Below are 19235 nucleotides of genomic sequence, written 5' to 3'. Positions count from 1 at the left end.
CATTGTGCCTGCAAGGTTAATTTGTTTATTCCTTTATTGACTGTACCTTTATTGACTGTAATATTGCGACTTTTCAGATCTATGTCTTCTTAATAATATTTCCAACTACCCGATTATATTTGAAATACTCTACTTTCCAAAGACTGGTGGACTTAGATTCAGCTGTAACTTTATTTTTTCTCTAAATTCAATTGGAAAATCAATTGTAATATCATGCGATGTAGCCTTCCCCGAAGAAAAGTGTCGCTTTGATGAATATAGAGCTTCTTCAATTGGCTGTAAAGGTAGGGAAGAAGGCGTCAAATCCAAATTTTCAATTTTAACAACTTTCCCCTTTTTGTTAAAAAATATCTTAGCAGTTACCTTTCCAGTCTTCGCGTTAATGATCATTCCTTCTTCAAAAACTGGATTAGATACTTCCACAACTACTTCTGCTATATCGATATTCACCGAAGGCATGCAAGCATGGCTTGAGAAGCTAAAAGCTAATAACGCAATAGAGAGATACTTCATAATTACCTTTCAAATATAGCAATTTAATTAAAGAGTACTTTCCCTATTTTTTGACTTGGGAGGAAAACACAAGAAACTATAAATACACACAGCTCTAATTATACCTGTGGATCAAATTTTGGCTTGATAAATCATACTAATATACACTCTGCTTATGGTTGTCTAGCAGGTGACGATTAAACATTATCGCCAATACGTTGAACGGGCATGCATAGTACTTGCCCAAGAGCCACTAACCCGCAGCTGTTAATTGTTGCTCTTTTAGCTGTTGTTTAAGTCGTGCGTTTTCAGCTTTTAAAAAAGCGACCTCTTCTTCAAGGGGTAATTTTTTATCCGCTGTTTGCTCACCGGGTAATTTTTCTCGCAAAAGCATAATTACCTGCTCAGAGTGAATAACATCGCCAACTTTGGCTTTAAAGTCATACACAATCCCTGCACTGGGTGCGATAACTTCAAGTACCGCTTTTTCAAGTTCAACGTCAAATAATGCTTGGTTAGCTGTAACAGCCTGTCCATCGTTGACATAAACTGCGGCAATTTTTGCCTCGCCCATTGAATCAAATAACTCTGGTGCTTGAATATCCATATTTATCATTTCCTTATAGTTAATATACGCACTCTCACTATTGAAGGTGCGTTTAATTAGATTGTCACCTGTTACAAAAGAGTTTGCCTAGGCATTGCGTCATCTTTTGTGTCAGTTTCAACGACTTTAGTTATTACCTGTGCAGGCTGATTTTTCATTGCTGTTAACAGCGCATCTAACGCCTGTTTGTGTTCATCGCTTTGTATGACTTGTCGCTCAGCATTTTTAACATTTTGTTGGGCCATTAACTCCAATATATCACGATTATTGTTGTGTTCTAGTTCATCTAATAACTGATTAACTAAATCTGGCGCTAACTGCGCCATATTATTATCTGCTAACGCAGTGAGTATTTGAGCCAGTTGCTCACTGTGATCAAGCGATTTAAGCGCTACTAATAATTGCTCGCTCAACAACTGCATTTGCGCTTGGCTACCCGCTAATAATGCGTGCTTTAAATCATTAAGCGCGGCATCTGGCGTGCTATTGGCAATTGCACTGGCTAGCGTGTTTAACTCAGTTTTAGTATTTAATTGCTCTGTTTGCATATTAAGTGCTGTTATTAATTGCTCAAAGCTTTGTTGGTTATTATTGTCACTTGTAACCTGCTTAAGCTGATCTAATGTTTCACCAAGTTGCGTTAGCTGCTGATGATTGTTATTGCTATTAATTGCTTGCGTTAACTTTTCGCCTAGGTTGTCAATTTGAGCATGGCTACAGTTGCTAGCAACCGCTTTTATCAGCTCATTTAACTGGGCTTTATTATCAAGTGGCGCTATATATTCACTTAATTGTTGACCCAGCATGCTCAAGGTTTGGTTACTATTATTGGCCGCAACCACTTTAGCTAACTCGCTCAATTGTGCGTGATTGTTATTACTTGCAACGGCATTACTCATCTGCTCTAGTTGCTGGCTAAGCATGTTCAATGTTTGATTATTATTATTCGCTGCAACGAGTGTAGCTAATTCATTCAATTGCGCATGATTATTATTACCTGCTACCGCATTGGTCAGCTCACTGAGAGCGTCTTGATTGCGAAGTTGCGCTAAATGTTCACCTAGTTGTTGCCCCAATACATTAATGGATTGATTGCTATTGTTTGCAGTGAGCACTTTGCTCAATTCATTGAGCTGTGAATGATTGTTGTTATTTGATACCGCAGCAACCAGCTCAGTAATAGCCGCTTTATTATCAAGTGGTGCTAAATGCTTGCCTAAAGCTTGTTCTAAGTTATTAAACGCTTGGTTGGTATTGTTTTCACTGGTCGCTTTGGTGAGGGCGTTAAGTTGGCTGTGGTTGTTATTACTGGCAATTGCAGCACTTAATTGCTCAAGTCCACTCTCATAAGGCGTTTGCTTAAAGCCGTTATCAAGCGATTGCGCAAGTGCGGCCAATGCGTGCTTATTATCTAGCCCTTGAATATTAACGCCTACACTTTGCAGTAAATCACTGTAATCGTGGCTTAGGTTATTTTTACTGAGCTTACTGGCAATGCCCTCAAGTGATTCATGTAAATACCCCATTTGCTCAACAGCCATCATGACTGGGCTGCCTGCTCCATCGAGTTTATTTAAGCGCACAAAGTCTTCTTTAATTTGGCTGTAACGAGCGTGATCTTCTTGCGTTAATGTACCACGCAGTTCACCCAGTTTGAGTAAGTTCTCTTCAGAGCCTTTACTGAGTGTTTGCGCTTCGCCGCGATAATGATCGCGTATAAGGTTTTCAAGCTCTTCGTCATTCATGGCAGCTACGACCTTCTCCGCCATTTTGTTCATGTTACGGTAACTACCTTGGAGCTTAAATGGGGGCTCGGTACGGTAATTATTATCTTGTGCGGCGGAGGCTATATACTGGGCGTTAACTTTAAGCACGGTATTACGAATGGTCATTAGTCGCGTGAGTACGGCTTTAATTTCGTTAGCTTCGGCCTGTGAGTACCCATGTTCCATTTCATTTAATGAAATGTCTTCGCCTTGGCAAATACGCACTAATTTATATAAATCGTCCATATTGCGATTAGCCAGTGGCGCTAATACTGAATTGGAGGTCAGTGCATTTTCAATAAAGCTCATGGCAAATTCTTGCTCACAGCCTGCCAAAGTATCACCTAAGTTATAAATATCGGCGCGGTTAGCTAGCATGTCAGGAATTTTAAAGCTCTCGCCAGATTCCGTATAGGGGTTACCGGCCATCACTACAGCAAACTTTTTGCCCCGTAAATCATAGGTTTTACTTTTGCCATTCCACACGCCATCAATTCGGCGTGAGCCATCACACAATGAAATAAATTTTTGTAAAAACTCTGGGTTGGTATGCTGAATATCATCCAAGTAGAGCATTACGTTATTGCCCATTTCAAAGCTTTGGTTAATTTTTGCAATTTCTTTTTCAGCGGTGGCATTAATTGCCTGTGCTGGGTCTAAAGAAACCTGATCATGCCCTATCGATGGGCAATTTACTTTAACAAAGGTTAGCCCTAAACGGTTTGCAACGTATTCAACCAAGGTTGTTTTACCGTAACCTGGCGGCGAAATAAGTAATAACATGCCCATTAAATCGGTGCGTTTATTTTTACCCGCTGAGCCAATTTGTTTTGCTAAGTTATCGCCAATAATTGGAAAGTACACTTTGTTGATCAGCTGATTACGTACAAACGAGCTAAGCGGGCGTGCTTTAAATTCGTCAAGCTGCAGACGCTCTTTTTGCTCAGCCAAAATATCGCTGCGTAATGTGTGATATTGCTCAAATGCAGGTACTTGCTCGGTGATGTATTTACGCGTGCGAGCATAAAACTCAGCGTAATCTACATTCAGTATTTGCTCTTGCACTCGCTTATGTTGGCCCATAAGGCGTTCAACCTGCGTTATAGGGGTAACATCAAGTACATGATAATGCAGTTTTGTTGTTGCACTTAAATGCGCATAGTTTGCAGCTTCAGCCTGCACGACGGTATTTACTTTATCACTTTGCATGCAATAGGCGTTTACCCAACTTAAAAATAATAATGCACGTTCATCAGTTTGCGTTACATTTTCGCATGCATGATTAAGCTCGTTAATATAGCCTTTTGCTTTGGCGTCACTACTAAACTGCTCAGCTAAGTTTTTGGCCTGCTGAGAAATAATAAACTGTTGTTGTTCTGCTGTTTTTTGTTGCGCTAACTGCTGCACTAAGTAAGCGGCGGCTAAGTCACTTGATAAATCAGTAAAGCGCGCGCGCAGTTTACCTATTTGTGGTAAATACTCTGCAATTTGCTGACTTAATTGCTCATTCAAGGAGCTGATAAAACTGGTTGCACCAAAATGTTTATCCATCAAAATGGCATTGATCGCTTGATGGTAAAATGTATTCAGTTGTGCGGTTGATAATTGTGCGCTAAATAACTGCGCCACAATCCGACAACTTGCAGGGTAAATAAGCAAATCTAAGCTATTTTTTTGAGTCAATAAGGTGTCAATAATTGCGCATGCATCGTGATCGTGAATACCTTTTTCGTAACCCTCTTGGTAGCGCGGCTCAGCAAACTTTTGCACTAACGAAAGTAAGGTATCTTCTTTTTGTGCCTGTTGTAACTGTACAAAAGTAAGCGAGTGCTCACTGTTTTCACACGCAAGCAATATTTGCGCAGCTAAATACTCACCACGATAAACCTCGTCATTCTCAGAGACCAAGGTTTGTTGCCACAAATGGCGACTTTGCTGTAGCGTATTAAGACTTTGCTCATCTGTTATTGGTTCAAAATAATCAGTTCCCGTTAAGTGCAGCATTAGCTGCTCATCGCGCGGCAATAACGTTAAATCAAGCAGCTGCTTATTTACGCTAAATGCGTGTTTACCAATACTGACTGAATTACCGCCATCAGTAAAAATGTCTTGTTTGTCACGCAGTGAGCGAATGCCCTGATCTTTACTCGCTTTGAGTTTTGATTGAATATCATCGGCACGTATTTCATCGCCTAACTCTTTGAGCTCAGTAGTCAATGCGCGTAATTTGCTGATCATAGGATCGGCAGCAAAATAGGTATTGAGCGCATCAAGCTCAGTAAAGCTTTGCGCGCGGCGGTTTACGCCCTGTAAAATACGCTCTGCAGCGTTAGCTAAGTTAAGTGCACGGCGCTGGCGAGTATCAATTAAGCTTTGTTTGTGCGCTTCAAAGCTTTCGTATACGTCATCGCGCTTTGCAATAATCTCACTGAGGTATTCGTCAAAGTCACTAAATTGCGATTCAAGCTCTTCGAGCTGAATCAGTAATCGAGATAATTGATCGTCACACGCTTCTGGTGTTTTGGCGTTATTTAGCGCGTTAGTAATACTTTGCGAAAACAGCTTAAAGCGTGCGGCAAATTCGGCTTTTGCTTCAACACTACCCAGACTTTTTTGACGAATTTCAATACTGGCTTTAGCGCGATTAACCAGCGCATAAACAGCACTGATGTCTTCTAATATTTGCGTGCGTACGCGGCTGTCATCAATGTCTAAATCAAGCATGGTGTGGTTGAGTAAATCAAGCTCCACGCTTTGCGTATCAAGTTGCGCTATATACGTTTTTAGCTCGCTGACACTTTCGCTTTTACTGCTGAGTTCTTCCAGCTCTTTTAGTTTTTCGTGGTACGGTGCTAATGCGCTATCTTGTTGTAAAAATGCAGCTGTTGCTTGGCTTACTTCGCCAAGCCTTTCATCAATTTGGTTTTGTAGTGCGTTAAGTGCATCTGTATCTATATACTTAATGTCTTCAAGGCTGATCACTTGCCCTTTTAAGATTTTTAACGCATCAATACCCTGCACAAACTGTGGCGCAGCTTTAAAGCTATCTGGGCGTATGTCACGAGTTACATCAGTATATTGTTTATTAATATCCACCAAGGCTTGCTTGGCTTTGTTTTGAATTTCAGTAACTTTTTCAAATTCATCCAGCACTTGCTCAGCAGTTTCATTAATGCTGTGCAGGTTTTGAGCAATTTCAGTAAACTCACCTTCATTAAGCCAATGATAACGGTCGAAAATATTACGACTTAACGCAATCATGTCTTCGTAATGAAATAGACTTGGGCTTTGTTCATTTATTGCTTTACAAACACTGTACAAGTCAGAAATACCGCGTACTAAATCAGGGTTACCTATTTTGCCAAAAAAGCTGGTCAGCGGCGGCGCATTCGCAGCAAATTCAGCTGATACAAATGGGCTTTGCCAAATTTGAATCGGGTGTACGCGTTCAGGTTCGTCTTTATCAGCTTTAAAGGTAAGCGTTAAACCATCGTTGTATATGCCGTAGCCGTGACAATAGATAGGGTTTTGCAGGTTTTTATCAATAATATTGTATGCAAACAGTGCATAACGACCTTCGCTTGGCTCATAAAATACGTATAAAACATCTTCGCCGTTAGGTGACTTTATCTGCCTGTGGAATTCAAGATCTTCTATTTGCTCTTCAAACGATCGCGCTTGCCCTGATTGTAAATAATAACCACCGGGAAAAATAACACCGTGATCTTCAGGTAAAGTAACGCAGGCACTGCCAATGGCATCTTGGCGAGCAACCTGCTGAGTACGCGTATTAAAAATAAAGTAACGCCATGTTTTTTCGCGATACGGGAGTATTTTTATTAGTACTAAATCGCCCACCAGCGCGTATTCCACATCACTATCAGCAAGAGATTGGTTTTTATCATCAACCGGCTCTTGGTAAATACCTTCACCGGTATCTGTGCTGTTTTCAATTTTAATCGTGAGTGAACCACCTATGGTCTCCACAAAAACTTGGTCAGCAATATTAATATGGGCATGGCGCCCTTCTACGTGATCACTGCGGTCAGTTTTGAGCCATTCAAAATCGTAGTCATGGGCGTGTTGAATATCACGTTCGCCGCGGTTATCTATATAATTGATGGTATTGTCTGGGTGAATTTCCCAGCGAAAAACCCGCACATCCGATAACTTGTCGCCAATTTGGAATAACGCAAACAGCTTGCCATTTTGTTGGTATAAGTGCTGTAAACTGGTTTGTTTGTAGTAAGTATAAAGCTCTTCAAAGTCTCGAATAAAGCGCGTATCAGTTAAAAAGCGGGTTTGCTCTGGGTAAGCTTCCACTTCAAAGTGATCGTCTTGCTCTACTAATTTTTGTACGCTAAACACGTCGTTAATTGAGGTTTCTTTTTTTAACCCAAGTAATACGTTATAAGCAAAAATAACTTTATCGCCTACAATTACAATGTCACGCGGTGTACAATTTTGCTCCGTACGAACTCGCACTCGCCCTTTAACTTGTAATTCTGTACTGCCAAACTCCGTTATACGCTGCTGATTAACTTCATCAATTTGCGTTTTTAAAGTCCCGCCAAAATTACTTAAGCGGCGTTTAATTAAGTCGTATGAGCCTTGCTCTAGCGCTTGTTGTGTTGCGTCCGTCATGAAAAACTATCCTGAAATTTAATTAAAGTTAGCCGTAATAAGTAATCTATTACGGCTAAAGGGATGAAACTTAGAAACCAGACTAGTCTTTTGTATCTAGCTTAATTTTATCCTCTAAACCACCACCTAAATTGCCACCTAACATACTCAACAATTGGCTTTTTTCAGCCGCTGTTGTATTACTTAACTGCTTAAGTAACTTGCTCATATTAAAGTTTTTAAGTGTTTCAGCTGAGCCATTGGCCCCTGCTAGCACACCTTTTAGGTCTTCAATTAAATTACGATCACCGTTTAAGTGATCTTTAAACACTGTTTGCACAGTTTTACTTTCATCAACTAGGCCATCAATTGATTTACCTAAACTGATTGCACTCATAAATTGATTAAAGAACTGGCCATCACCACCCATAATATTGATATCGGCATCACCCAATGCTTTAGCCATTATGTGAGCTTGATGCTCTGCAATGTCTTTGCTTGCTGAAATTTTTGCCAGTACCAACTCTTTTTGTTGATTAAGCTGTAGCGTGAAACTCTCATAATCGCGGGCATCTTGATCCATAGAGTTAAGGGCTTGTAGTTTCTCTTCAAGGCCTTTTGCTTCTGCACGCATTTTACGTTCAAGGTTAATCGCTTCAACTTCACCTTGTTTCTCGTTTGCATCGGCCATCGCGGTTTGAACTTGCGCTTGAGATAAACCAATTTCACGATTACCTTGTGCTTCAGCCTCAAGTTTTTGACGCATTATTTTCGCATCTGTCTCGCCTTGAATTGCATTTGCTTCTGCCTTAGCTTTAATAACATCAGCTTCAGCAAGACCTTGTGCCGCGGTTTCAACTTGATGTGCCTGAGCAAGGATCTTTTTAGATTCAGCTTGCTGATTAGCAATTCTCAGCTCTGCATTGGCCATTGTTTCAAGTTCACGGGCTTTGTATTCTGCCGCTTGCTCTTGCGCTTTTGCCGCCTCAATGTCTTTAACTAATAACTCTTCTGCTTGTGCTTTAGCACGGATGATCATTGCGTCTTTTTCACGTTCAGCACCAGCGAGTACTTTCACGTCTTTAATACGCTCTTCTTCTTCAGCTACTGATTTTTCAACAATAACGCGATCACGTACTACGTCAGCGATTTCTTTACGCTCAACTTCCAGCGCTTTTTCTTTGTTGATACGTAGAATTTCAGTTTCTCTTTCGCGTTCTATTACTTCAATTTCACGTGAGCGCGCTACTTTCTCTTCCTCAATACCTAAAACGCGTAGTCTATTTTGTTCAGCTATATCCAGCTCACGCTGTTTATTTTGCTCGCTGATACCAATAGCTTCTTCAGACTGAATACGTGCTTGTTCTGATTTAAGGCGCTCTTCTTGACGTACTTTTTCAGCTTCGGCAAATTCGCGCGCTTTAACGGTTTCTATTTCTCGTACTTGGCGCGACATGGCATCTTGCTTTTGACGCTCAATTTCGAGTGATTTTTCGGTGGCTTCTTGATTTTGGATCTCAATTTTAGCGCGTTCGTCACACTTTAATTGGTTGGTCGATACGTTTTGTACAGCGGTCATTTCGGTGATGCGGCGAATACCTTCAGCATCAAGAATGTTTTGCGGATCAAGTTTATCAATCGACGTTTGTTCAAGGTAATCGATTGCTACATCTTCAAGCGTATAGCCTGATAAGTCTTGGCCAATCACTTCTTTTATATTGTCGCGAAATTCATTTCGATGAGTAAATAACTCAACAAAATCCATGCGCTTACCCACTGTTTTAAGCGCTTCTGAAAATTTGGCTTCAAACAGTTCTTGCAAAGTGTCGTGCTCAGAGGCGCGAGCACACCCTACATGCTTAGCAACACGTAAAATATCTTCTTTATTTTCGTTTACACGAATATAAAATGTAATAGCAATGTCGGCACGAATATTGTCCTTACAGATCAAACCACCTTTATCTTTACGCTCAAGTACCATACGTTTAGTGGAAATATCCATTACTTCCATTTTATGGATTACAGGATAAACAATACCGCCTGTAGTGGTGACATCGGGCTCATTTTTCATTTTATTAATGATCAGCGCTTGGCCTTGCTCTACTTTACGATAAAACTTGCCAATAATAAGCAAAATAGCAAAAATGACCGCTATTGCTATACCTACAAAGGTTAATATAGGTATGAGGTTATCTAAAAATTCCATGTTATGTCCTAACGTGATTATTGATTTGTTATATGTTACTTATTCCTAAAACGCAGGAAATTACCAAGGCTTTGCGGCAATAATGTAACAATGTTGCTCTTTGAGGTGATCAAGCAACACAGCAGTGTCGCCTGAAGTAAAGGGTTCGTTATTTTCTGCTCTGACTTCGATTAATTGCTCAGTACCTTGAAATTGAACGCGTGCTTGACCAAATGTATTGGTTACTTTACCTGTAACAACAATACACTCTAAACCAAGTAAATCAGAACTTTGGGAGGTTTCTGCGCTAGTAAAAAAGCGCTGAAGTGGGCGTGAAATAATAGCCGCAACGGGAATGGCAACCACCAAACAGGTTACTAGCATCACCACACCTAAAATATAAAATAAAGTGCCATCACCAAGTAAATAAGCAAAAAACTTATGTGCGTAAATACTGATTAACCAACTAATCATCACAACAAGACTAACTGACACCGTGATAGGTATGCCACCAAAGCCCATATTCAGCCATGAACTGATGCCTGAGCTTTGCGATGCATCAGCGTCAATATCAGATTCAAACATATCAATATCAGCAAAGCCGATTAAAGTTATTGCCCAAAACAACACGACAACCAATAACAGCGCTGAAAAAATAACAGTGGGAAAGGTAAGAGCTAAGTTTAAAAATTCCATATAACTGCAGTCCATTTTTTAATTACAATACTTGCATATAACTTTTTATCATCTAGCGATGTATTTGTTAAGTTATTTATACCTATTATGGGTTTGAAATATAAACAATGTAAATAACTTTTGGCTACGAATACGCTAAATTAACTAACGCTGCCTAGGGCGTGTTGACCTTTCGTGATTGATTTTGCAGCAGTATGTTTGGTATTTAGGCAAGGCAGAGCCTATGTGGTGTGGTTGCTCCCCATAAATAGGCGATAACGCAGTATAAATGCCAAACATGCGCTGCCCAAAGGGTTCTTCCTAGGGGCGATTAACTCTTTGTTGCTCGATTTTTACTTAGCCCACTAGGTTACAAATCTCGCGCCGCGATTAAATCGCCCCTAGATTGAACAAATTTCAATCCACAAAGGTCAACACGCCCTAGTATTTCACTTCTATAATTAGCAAAAAATACATTACTTAACTTAGAATGCTGAAATACAAACTTCGCTATTCTAAAAGGATATTTATGCGCTACTTAATCCCACTGTCACTTTTTGCTTTATCATGCTCCCTGCCTGTTATTGCATCGGAGCCTAAAACCCATCAATGGTTTAATACCGCAATATATAACACCTTAAAAAATATAACTAACGATAATGACTCTGTCGCGCTTTCTAGCCATTACTATTTTGCACCGCAACAACATTCTGGCGTATGGGATGATTTTGGTTACTTAGACACTGATACTAACATTAAACTTGATTACTTTAATGATGATGACGCAGACAACTTTGGGCTGTTTGCTGAGGGCTTTTATAATAAATGGTTTGCAAGTGTTGAGCTTGCTGATTTAGGTGAAACCGACGACTATTCATTAGGCTTAGGGTATGTATTTGCACAGTCGCTCAAAGTGTCAGTTCGTTTAGCTGAGTTTAAAGCCGCCGATACGATTTATTGGTTTAAAGCTCAATACAATCATCAACTAAATGACACAGATTACCTTGGTTTTACGATTGAAACTGACGATGATATTGATACTTGGAATGCCTCTACGCGTTATTTTCACCACCTTAGTCATGAGCGCTATTTAAGTGTTGATTTAGCTTATGAAGACAATGGTGTTGATTCTGTATTCTCTGGTATGGCTAATTATTATTTTAATCGCAATGTGGCTATTGCCGCGGGTGTTGCTGATTCACATCTGCAACTTGAAGCTAAATATTTTATAAATAGCCAATATTATTTTACGGCTCACTTTAGCGATATTGAGGAAGGTGAACAATACGCAGCTAAATTTGTCGCACAGTTTTAATTAACGAACCTGAACGTGGTTAATTGCCGCTAATCAGCGGCAATTTATGGTATTTAAAGTATTACATATTTCCCAGTTCAATCATCATCGCGGTGTACATTTTTAAGTTTAACTTAAGCTGCTCTACAGTAATAAACTCATGCTCTGAATGGCCTGTGTAACGCTTTCCTGGCATTGATGGACCGAACGATACGGCATTATCAAATAGTTTTGCGTTTGTGCCACCACCAATCGATACAAAGCCCGCGTCTTTATCGCCAGTAAAGTGTTTAAATATATCAAGTAAAGCCTGAGCGTGTGGTGCGCTGTCGAGCAGCATTGGTTTACCAATCACGATATCAATATTACTCAACTTGGCTTTATTTACAGATTGCCAATTTGCCAAAGCGCTGTTTATTTGTGCGCGTAATACAGCTTCATCTTTACCAACTGGGCGACGCAAGTTCACTGCAAGTGTGAGTGCATTACCATCACGCTCAATCAGTGTTGGTGCCACCGTCATTGGTCCCATAAAGTTATGCTCATATGCTATATCACCAAAATCTTTACCGTGTATATCAAGGCCTATCAGCTGGTTAATAAAATGAATTGTTTGTGCATCGCTATTACTTTCAAGCTTAATGCCTTTAAAAAGTTCAGCTAAGTAGGCAATGGCATTCACACCCGACTCCGGCTCTGAAGAATGAGCTGACATACCTTTAACGCTAATTAATATTCCACTTTCTTGTTCGCTAAAGTTAAACTCTACAGCGTTTAGTGCACTCGCTGCATGTTTAAGCTTGCTAACTAATACTGTATCGGCATTATGTAATATAACACTGGCATCTTCCGGAATTTGGCTTTTAAATGCGCCACCTTTAAGTTCGCTTACATACGCGCTAGTTTGTGCCGATGTTGCATTAAAAGTAGGTTCAACCAAACTCCAGCCTTTTTCTGCCACAACTACAGGGTATGAGGCATCAATCGTCACCGCATACTTTGGTTGTGGGTAGGTCCTCATAAACTCTTCAAGGGGTCCCCAATCAGACTCTTCAGCTAAATAAATCATTAGCTCAATGCGATTATTAAGGTCAATGCCCTGATCTTTTATTGCTTTCATTGCATAAAGCGCTGTGGCAATAGCGCCTTTGTCATCCTCTGTACCGCGAGCAATCAATTTGCCTGGCTCTGAAGTACTGTCGATTTCAAACGGGCTTTTTTTCCATTTGCTGGCGTTAGCGGGTTGCACATCACCATGGGTGACTATCGTTACTTTTTCTGTTTGCTTGCCCATGCCAATTAAAACGGTGTAACCCAAATCTTGATAATCAAATCCCAGCGCTGCTGCTTTCATTTTTAATAGCGCTTTAAAACCAATAAAGTCTGGGTTGTCTGGTGTATTAATTCCGTTTTTATTGACTGTTGGAAAAGAAACCATATTTGCTAAAGTGTGAATTTGTGCATCTTGGTATGTGTTAACTGCGTACTGCGCAACCGCATCACTACGACTATCTATATTGGCGTGAGCAGTTGCAGCTAATAACGCCAAGCTTGCTAAAAAAAATTGTTTCAAAGCGAGATCCTATTAAATTGATAGACCAAATTAGGTGACATCCAAGCCCAAGTGCAACTTTGAACTCTGCATCTTGAGGTGGTTTGGGTGATAAGTGTAACGCCGTTGATGATTTCGATGCTAGCTTTGTACCTATCGCAACAGATATTTTCTAATCGCATAATAATTCGATAGCTAATAGCGTTCATTGCGCTGTATAATATGCCACCATTTTTAAGGCGTGAGTGAGTTATGAATCGCAGAAAGAAGATAGTTACTAAATTTAATAGCAGGGACAAGCGCGCCAATGCAAAATTACATAAAAGTAATAAGCCCGCTTATGTCTCTAAAGCAGAACGTGAAAGATTAGCTTTACTTGCTGAAGAACAAGCAGACACTGTAGTAAGTGATGAAGCATAAAAATAAACACGCTTCATTCGTAAGTCTATAAAGGTCAATTCTCTGCCAGTTATCGTCTTTGAGTATAGAGATGTAGGGGCGATATTACATAAACAAGCGCAGGGAATTGACTGTAAGCAATTCCTGCACAATCATTACCGCCTCATTATCTTGTTTACTCGTGATTATTTAAATACGTCTCGTACACCAATAACAACCTCAGCGCATTAATCACTTTTTTTCTAACCATTTGTTCATTGCCTTATCGTAGGCGTCGGTTATTTTTGTTGTTGCGCAAGTGATACTCATAAAGTAACTATCTGGTAGATCATTTTTTGGCATTACACCGGCTCCAATCGATACTTTTTTAAAGCACTTATCACCAAAGCGATAGGTGGTGAATTGCATGCTTTGCTTCTCAATTTTTAATGGGTCTATGTTGGCTATTTGATGCTCTTTTGGGACTGTGAGACGCTGTGGTTGTGCTGAGTTTTGTGACTGTTGAAATGTTGATGGAAACGTATTTTGCTGTTTTTTTAGAATACTTTTCAAACCTAGTTTGAGGTCTATTTTTTTGTAGCTATTAGTGTCCTCTAGTGCCTTTGGCGCTGCAGGTTTTAATGGCTTTACTTGTTTTTTAATTTTTATAATCGTGTTTTCAGCAGGAATAATAGGGTTTTCAATCTTTTTCGGTAGTGTAGCTTCTTCTCGCTGAATGCTGGGCGTTTCTATTACAGGCAATGGATTAGGTGGCGGCATACTAACTATGTATGCTTTGATGGGTGGCGTTTCTACAGCAACTAGCACTGGTGTTTTTACGGTCATTATAATTGAAAAAACAATGCCGTGGAGCAGTAATGAAATAATAAGAGGCCGGCGCCATGTTGTCACAATGTTTGTTCCCTAAACGATAATGCAATCTGACCATACAAGCTCTACAAAGTTCCTAATCATTTACACCTTGTTGTTATTTCCTAGATTCAATATTACGCTGATATTTTTGATTCAACTCAAGTTGCAGGACTTAAAGCCAAAATTGCTGTTAAGGTTACAATTATAAAACGAGAGTCGTACTTTTAGCTGTATTAAGTTTAGTGATGAGTTAAGTTTAGTGATGAGTTAAGTTTAGTGATGAGTTAAGTTTAGTGATGAGCTGATGTAAAAAGGCCAAATAGTTTGGCCTTTAAAGCTTAGTTACCTTTTTATTTACTAAAACGCATAACTCATCCCTAAATTAACTGAGCGCCCTTGCCCTGCTAGTTGATTAAAGCCCACGGTCATGTCTTTTTTGTATTGAGCAATACTCACCCCACCCAGTGGCAGCTGATAGTATTCATCAAGTAAATTAGTGACTGCCAACTTAACCGTCAGCTTGTCCCATGTTGCTTTGGTTTCTATGTTAAGTAAGCTATAGCTATCGGTTTTATTTTCAAAGCGGCGCGCGTCAACCCGTGTTTTACTATCAACCCATTCCCAACTTAAAGCACTTTGCCATTTACCTACTTGTTGCTCAATAGCTATTTTGCTATGCAATGGCATTATTTGATATAACGACTCATCGCTGTCATCACGTTCACCATGTGTTGCTGTAACTCCTGCTTTTAACAACCATAACCCTGCGTGTTTACTTTCAAAAATACGCAGCGCCGCATCAACCTTTACGCCGTACAATGTCGCGTCAATGTTTGAAAACTTTAAAATATTACGCTTAGTTGAGGCCATATCTGTACGGTTAAAGCTATCAACCACTGTGCCGTCAATATAATCATCTACTTTGCTGCGCCAAGCATTCGTTGTTATTTTCCATGATTCATCGGCTGCTGATTTAGTATAACTTGCACTTAATGTGTAGGCAGTTTCGGCTTCTAAGTCAGGGTTGCCTATATAGCCATTGCCGTCACCAAACCAGCCGATCATACTGGTTGACATTGTACTAACCCCCCAACTGTAACGCTCATATAAATTAGGCGCACGGTTTTTACGTGCTAGGCCAAGTTGTAATTCATCGTTTGCACCAACTTGGTAACGCAGCAATAAGCTGGCATCAACTAATGTATCAGTACGTTTGCGATCAAGGGCATTAAATTCTGCCGCGGCTGTCTCATTACTTTTTCCCATTGCATGCATCCCCTCCATGGATGGCATATTCTCCATATTTTCATGCATACCACCGCCCATCTTTGTCTCAGTGTAACCTTGTACTTCTCCTGCGTTTGTTGTTACATGCTCAATACGCGCACCAGCTGATACCCACCACTTTTTATTTAGCTGTTTTTGTAACTCAGCAAAGCCAGTAATACGATCGCGCTTACCGTCGTTTATATTCACATAGTCATTTGGTCCCATCATCATTGAGCCTTGTACTGCTGGCCACCAATCATCAATGCGATACCCATAGTATTCTTGACCTAGCAACAACTGAGTATCTGCATCAAAGTCCAAACGCCAGTTAAGTTGATAGCTAATATCTTGCGCGTCCGTATTCATTGGCATCATGCCGGTTTTTTCTGGGGTAAAAAATCCCATTTTATGTTTCACATCATTAAAATTAACCTGAGCCTGAAACTCACCACGGTCAATTATGCGACTATATTGCGAGATAAAACCGTAACTGGTGTTATCGGTCATATCCATATATTGATTTGCAAAGCCCTGAAACGGTATTTTTTGATGCGTTAGTTTAATTACAAACTGCTGTTTTTCATCACGAATCGCGCCTGTTAATGCATGATTTTGAACGCGATATAGCGTATCAAGTACTAAGTCGCCACGACCATCGTCATAACTATCAGCATCCTCAAATGCGCCTTGATAACTTAATGTAAAGCTATCGCTGGCCAAGCGTGCGCCTACACCCACGGCTTTTGCATGATTAATACTACGATACTGGGCTGATACATACCCTGAGTGCCAATCAAGCTCTGCTACTTCGCTGTACTGTGGTGCAATTGAATTCACTTTAATCACACCCGCTATATTATCGCCACCAGCACTTACCGGTGAGATCCCTGCAATAACACTATACGACGATACTTGATTCGCTGATATGTAAGACAAAGGCGGATTCATTTGATTGCCGCAAGCTGCTGTAATATCAGCGCCATCTACAATGACTTTTACGCGATCACCCATCATGCCATTTAAAATTGGTAGGCTAGATACGCCTCCAGCCGCAGAAAAATTAACACCGAGTTCACTTAACAACTGCTCAGCTGAACCTAGCATTTCGTGCTTATTGGGGTTTTGCCCGTGCACCTCAATAACTTCGATTGATTCATCGGCGATGGCAAAAGGCGAAAGTAACATTACGATGCTCAATGCAACAGGTGAAAGTACACATTGCGAGTTAGAAAGTGAAAAGTGACTGTTCATTTTATTCTTTAATTACAACAGGTTTAAGATGCCTAAAGTATATACTCTGGTGAATACACTGAACACGCGACAAATTGTCGCACCTCTATACCCAAACCACCTCAAGATGTGAGTTTCAGTTGGAATTAAAAGCGATTTAGGCAATCAATTCCTTATAAAAGTAACGCAGTATAAATCGCTTTTAAACCAACCCTTTGGGCGTTTCACAGGCACTTACTCTCATCGTTGTTACTTCTTAAAAGGGATGGCCATTGTTGCAAAGTAACGCCTTGATATTAAGCCCCTGTGAAACGCTGAATTCTGCATTTTGAGATGACTTGGGTATATTAACATTCGATATCTAACGTGAGTATTTTTCATCGTCCTGCAAGGTGATTTTTTTACATTTGAGGTACAGTTAATACACTAAAAAATAATAATAGGTTTCACATGGATCGTCGTCAGTTTATGGAGTTTTCAGCCGCCTCTTTTTTCTTAACCGCCTGTGGTGGTTCGTCAAACTCAAAGCAAGCACCTGTTATTGGTATTCAACCCGTTACGCCTCCTGTTGAGAGCGTACTGACAAAAAGCCAATGGGAGGAGTTAAAAAGCAGCCTTGATGGACAGTTAATTTTGCCCACAGATAACAGCACATACCCAACCGCACGATTGGTGTTTAATACTCGCTACGATCATATTTACCCACAAGCTATTGCCCACTGTGCTAATGAACAGGATGTGATCACCGCTTTGTCATTTACCAAGCAACACTCTATGCATGTTACCCCTCGCTGCGGGAGCCATAGCTACATAGGTAACTCAACAACCCAAGGGTTAGTGATTGATGTAACCCCTATGGACTCCATTTCTATAACTGCAAACACTGCAACAATTGGTGCTGGCGCTCGACTTGCAGATGTTTACGATAAACTCACCGAGAATAATGTTGCCGTTGCACTTGGCAGCTGTTTAAGTGTAGGTATCGCAGGCCTTACGCTTGGTGGTGGATTTGGCGTTGTTGGTCGTGCTTATGGGTTAACATGCGATAGTTTAATTGCCGTTGATATTATTAGTGCGCAAGGTGAAAAGTTAACCTGTGATAAAAACCAGCATAGCGATTTATTTTGGGCACTGCGCGGAGGTGGCGGCGGGAATTTTGGTGTCGTGACTTCATTTACGTTTAAAACCCACGCAACCAGTGACATTACCGTTTTTGAAGCAAACTTTTCATTCGCTGATTTTGAGAAAGTGATGGCAAGTTGGCAGGCATTACCTGATCTTTGGCCTGATGAAATGTGGGGGCAATGCTTACCTGATTGGAGTAATGGCACCTCCAGAGTCAATGTTCGTGCATTTTGCGTAAATTCTGCCACAGACGCAACACCATATTGGCAAGACTTTATGCACAGCATTAATGCAACGCCAAGCTCTGACACTGTAACCACCGCACCCTATCGAGACGTCATGTTAGGTACTTGTAGCGCGTCAGCGACCGCTTGCCACTTAGCGACACAGTTTGAGGGCGGTAGAATGTCACGCAGTGCTTTTGCAGCCAGTTCTGATTTTTTTGATAAAGAAATACCACCCGCAGGCATTAATACGCTTAAAGAATATATTGAGAAAAGCATCCTTGAAGGTAACCGAGGGATGATTATCTTTAACCTTATGGGAGGTAAAATAAGCCAGTTTGAGCCAAATGAAACCGCATTTGTCCATCGTAATGCCCGCGTAAGTGCTGAGTATTATACCGCTCTGCCACTTTCAGCGTCAGACAATACAATTGATGCAGCTCAAAAATGGGAGAATAGTTTTCGCCAAATTATGTCGCCGTGGAGCTCTGGCGGCGCATACGTTAATTACTTAGACCCTCTCATAAATGATCCGCAGTCAGCCTATTTTGGTGAGAACTTACTTAAATTAAAGCAAGTAAAGCTGCAATATGATCCAAATTGGTTATTTAAATCATCGCAAGGCATAGCACCAGCTTAAGTAGCCTAAACTCTGGTTAGGATGTGTTGACCTTTCGTGATTCATTTTGCAGCAGTCTATTTGGTATTTAGGCAAGGCAGCGCCTATGCTATGGTCTGTGGTTGATCCCCATAAATAGGCGATAACGCAGTATAAATTACAAACATGCGCTGCCCGAAGGGTTTTTCCTAGGGGTGATTAACTCTTTGTTACCTACACGGATCTAAATAAGGGGCATGAGCAGGACGCGGAAGTTTTGCTCAATTTTTATTGAATCACAACATACAAACCTCGCGCCGCGATTAAATCGCCCCTAGATTGAA

General features: G+C 40.5%; 11 protein-coding genes. 3 read left to right on the top strand and 8 right to left on the bottom strand.

Going from position 1 to position 19235, the window contains the following annotated elements; genetic code table 11:
* Window positions 1–129: 129 nt before the first annotated feature.
* The 5 genes from ACJJVX_RS10835 to ACJJVX_RS10815 form a co-directional block, all read right to left on the bottom strand.
* Window positions 130–513 (bottom strand): hypothetical protein, encoded by a 384-nt coding sequence (locus ACJJVX_RS10835; RefSeq protein WP_054453238.1) that lies wholly within the window; start codon window positions 511–513, stop codon window positions 130–132.
* Between the two features lie 232 nt (window positions 514–745).
* Entirely contained in the window at window positions 746–1099 is a 354-nt protein-coding gene (locus ACJJVX_RS10830) for a biotin/lipoyl-containing protein (protein WP_054206752.1), read from the bottom strand.
* 71 nt (window positions 1100–1170) lie between these two features.
* Window positions 1171–7509 carry a DNA repair ATPase gene (locus ACJJVX_RS10825; protein WP_405631422.1) on the bottom strand — a complete coding sequence of 2113 codons (6339 nt, stop codon included), beginning with the start codon at window positions 7507–7509 and terminating at the stop codon, window positions 1171–1173.
* Between the two features lie 82 nt (window positions 7510–7591).
* On the bottom strand, window positions 7592–9694 hold the full coding sequence (locus tag ACJJVX_RS10820) for an SPFH domain-containing protein (protein WP_054453234.1): 2103 nt from the start codon (window positions 9692–9694) through the stop codon (window positions 7592–7594).
* A gap of 60 nt (window positions 9695–9754) precedes the next feature.
* On the bottom strand, window positions 9755–10369 hold the full coding sequence (locus ACJJVX_RS10815; protein ID WP_054206750.1) for an OB-fold-containig protein: 615 nt from the start codon (window positions 10367–10369) through the stop codon (window positions 9755–9757).
* Window positions 10370–10877: 508 nt separating this feature from the next.
* On the opposite strand from ACJJVX_RS10815, the gene ACJJVX_RS10810 reads away from it, so the two are divergent.
* Window positions 10878–11663, top strand: coding sequence for a putative porin (locus ACJJVX_RS10810; protein WP_405631419.1), 786 nt, complete (start codon window positions 10878–10880; stop codon window positions 11661–11663).
* A 61-nt stretch (window positions 11664–11724) separates the two neighbouring features.
* Here the strand turns inward: ACJJVX_RS10810 and ACJJVX_RS10805 are convergent, their stop codons facing one another.
* Entirely contained in the window at window positions 11725–13215 is a 1491-nt protein-coding gene (locus ACJJVX_RS10805) for a dipeptidase (RefSeq protein WP_054453231.1), read from the bottom strand.
* Between the two features lie 231 nt (window positions 13216–13446).
* On the opposite strand from ACJJVX_RS10805, the gene ACJJVX_RS10800 reads away from it, so the two are divergent.
* Complete coding sequence (locus tag ACJJVX_RS10800) at window positions 13447–13614, top strand: DUF2986 domain-containing protein (protein ID WP_064485885.1); 168 nt, start codon at window positions 13447–13449, stop codon at window positions 13612–13614.
* Between the two features lie 210 nt (window positions 13615–13824).
* On the opposite strand, the gene ACJJVX_RS10795 is transcribed toward ACJJVX_RS10800, so the two are convergent.
* Both ACJJVX_RS10795 and ACJJVX_RS10790 read right to left on the bottom strand, forming a co-directional pair.
* Window positions 13825–14484, bottom strand: coding sequence for a hypothetical protein (locus ACJJVX_RS10795; protein WP_405631417.1), 660 nt, complete (start codon window positions 14482–14484; stop codon window positions 13825–13827).
* A gap of 318 nt (window positions 14485–14802) precedes the next feature.
* Entirely contained in the window at window positions 14803–16965 is a 2163-nt protein-coding gene (locus ACJJVX_RS10790) for a TonB-dependent receptor (protein ID WP_405631416.1), read from the bottom strand.
* Window positions 16966–17394: 429 nt separating this feature from the next.
* Here ACJJVX_RS10790 and ACJJVX_RS10785 point away from each other — a divergent pair, with 429 nt between their 5' ends.
* Window positions 17395–18933, top strand: coding sequence for an FAD-dependent oxidoreductase (locus ACJJVX_RS10785; RefSeq protein ID WP_405631414.1), 1539 nt, complete (start codon window positions 17395–17397; stop codon window positions 18931–18933).
* Window positions 18934–19235 lie beyond the last annotated feature (302 nt).

Origin of the sequence: Pseudoalteromonas sp. Ld20 (assembly GCF_045064175.1) — a bacterium.
Classification (GTDB): Bacteria; Pseudomonadota; Gammaproteobacteria; order Enterobacterales; family Alteromonadaceae; genus Pseudoalteromonas; species Pseudoalteromonas neustonica.
The sequence above is the reverse complement of the archived record's forward strand: the minus strand, read 5'-3'. Positions and strand labels throughout refer to the sequence as shown.

What these genes read in the sequence shown, in the direction of transcription:
- ACJJVX_RS10835 (WP_054453238.1), bottom strand. Translation starts at nt 513, where the DNA reads ATGAAGTATCTCTCTATTGCGTTATTAGCTTTTAGCTTCTCAAGCCAT.
- ACJJVX_RS10830 (WP_054206752.1), bottom strand. Translation starts at nt 1,099, where the DNA reads ATGGATATTCAAGCACCAGAGTTATTTGATTCAATGGGCGAGGCAAAA.
- ACJJVX_RS10825 (WP_405631422.1), bottom strand. Translation starts at nt 7,509, where the DNA reads ATGACGGACGCAACACAACAAGCGCTAGAGCAAGGCTCATACGACTTA.
- ACJJVX_RS10820 (WP_054453234.1), bottom strand. Translation starts at nt 9,694, where the DNA reads ATGGAATTTTTAGATAACCTCATACCTATATTAACCTTTGTAGGTATA.
- ACJJVX_RS10815 (WP_054206750.1), bottom strand. Translation starts at nt 10,369, where the DNA reads ATGGAATTTTTAAACTTAGCTCTTACCTTTCCCACTGTTATTTTTTCA.
- ACJJVX_RS10810 (WP_405631419.1), top strand. Translation starts at nt 10,878, where the DNA reads ATGCGCTACTTAATCCCACTGTCACTTTTTGCTTTATCATGCTCCCTG.
- ACJJVX_RS10800 (WP_064485885.1), top strand. Translation starts at nt 13,447, where the DNA reads ATGAATCGCAGAAAGAAGATAGTTACTAAATTTAATAGCAGGGACAAG.
- ACJJVX_RS10790 (WP_405631416.1), bottom strand. Translation starts at nt 16,965, where the DNA reads ATGAACAGTCACTTTTCACTTTCTAACTCGCAATGTGTACTTTCACCT.
- ACJJVX_RS10785 (WP_405631414.1), top strand. Translation starts at nt 17,395, where the DNA reads ATGGATCGTCGTCAGTTTATGGAGTTTTCAGCCGCCTCTTTTTTCTTA.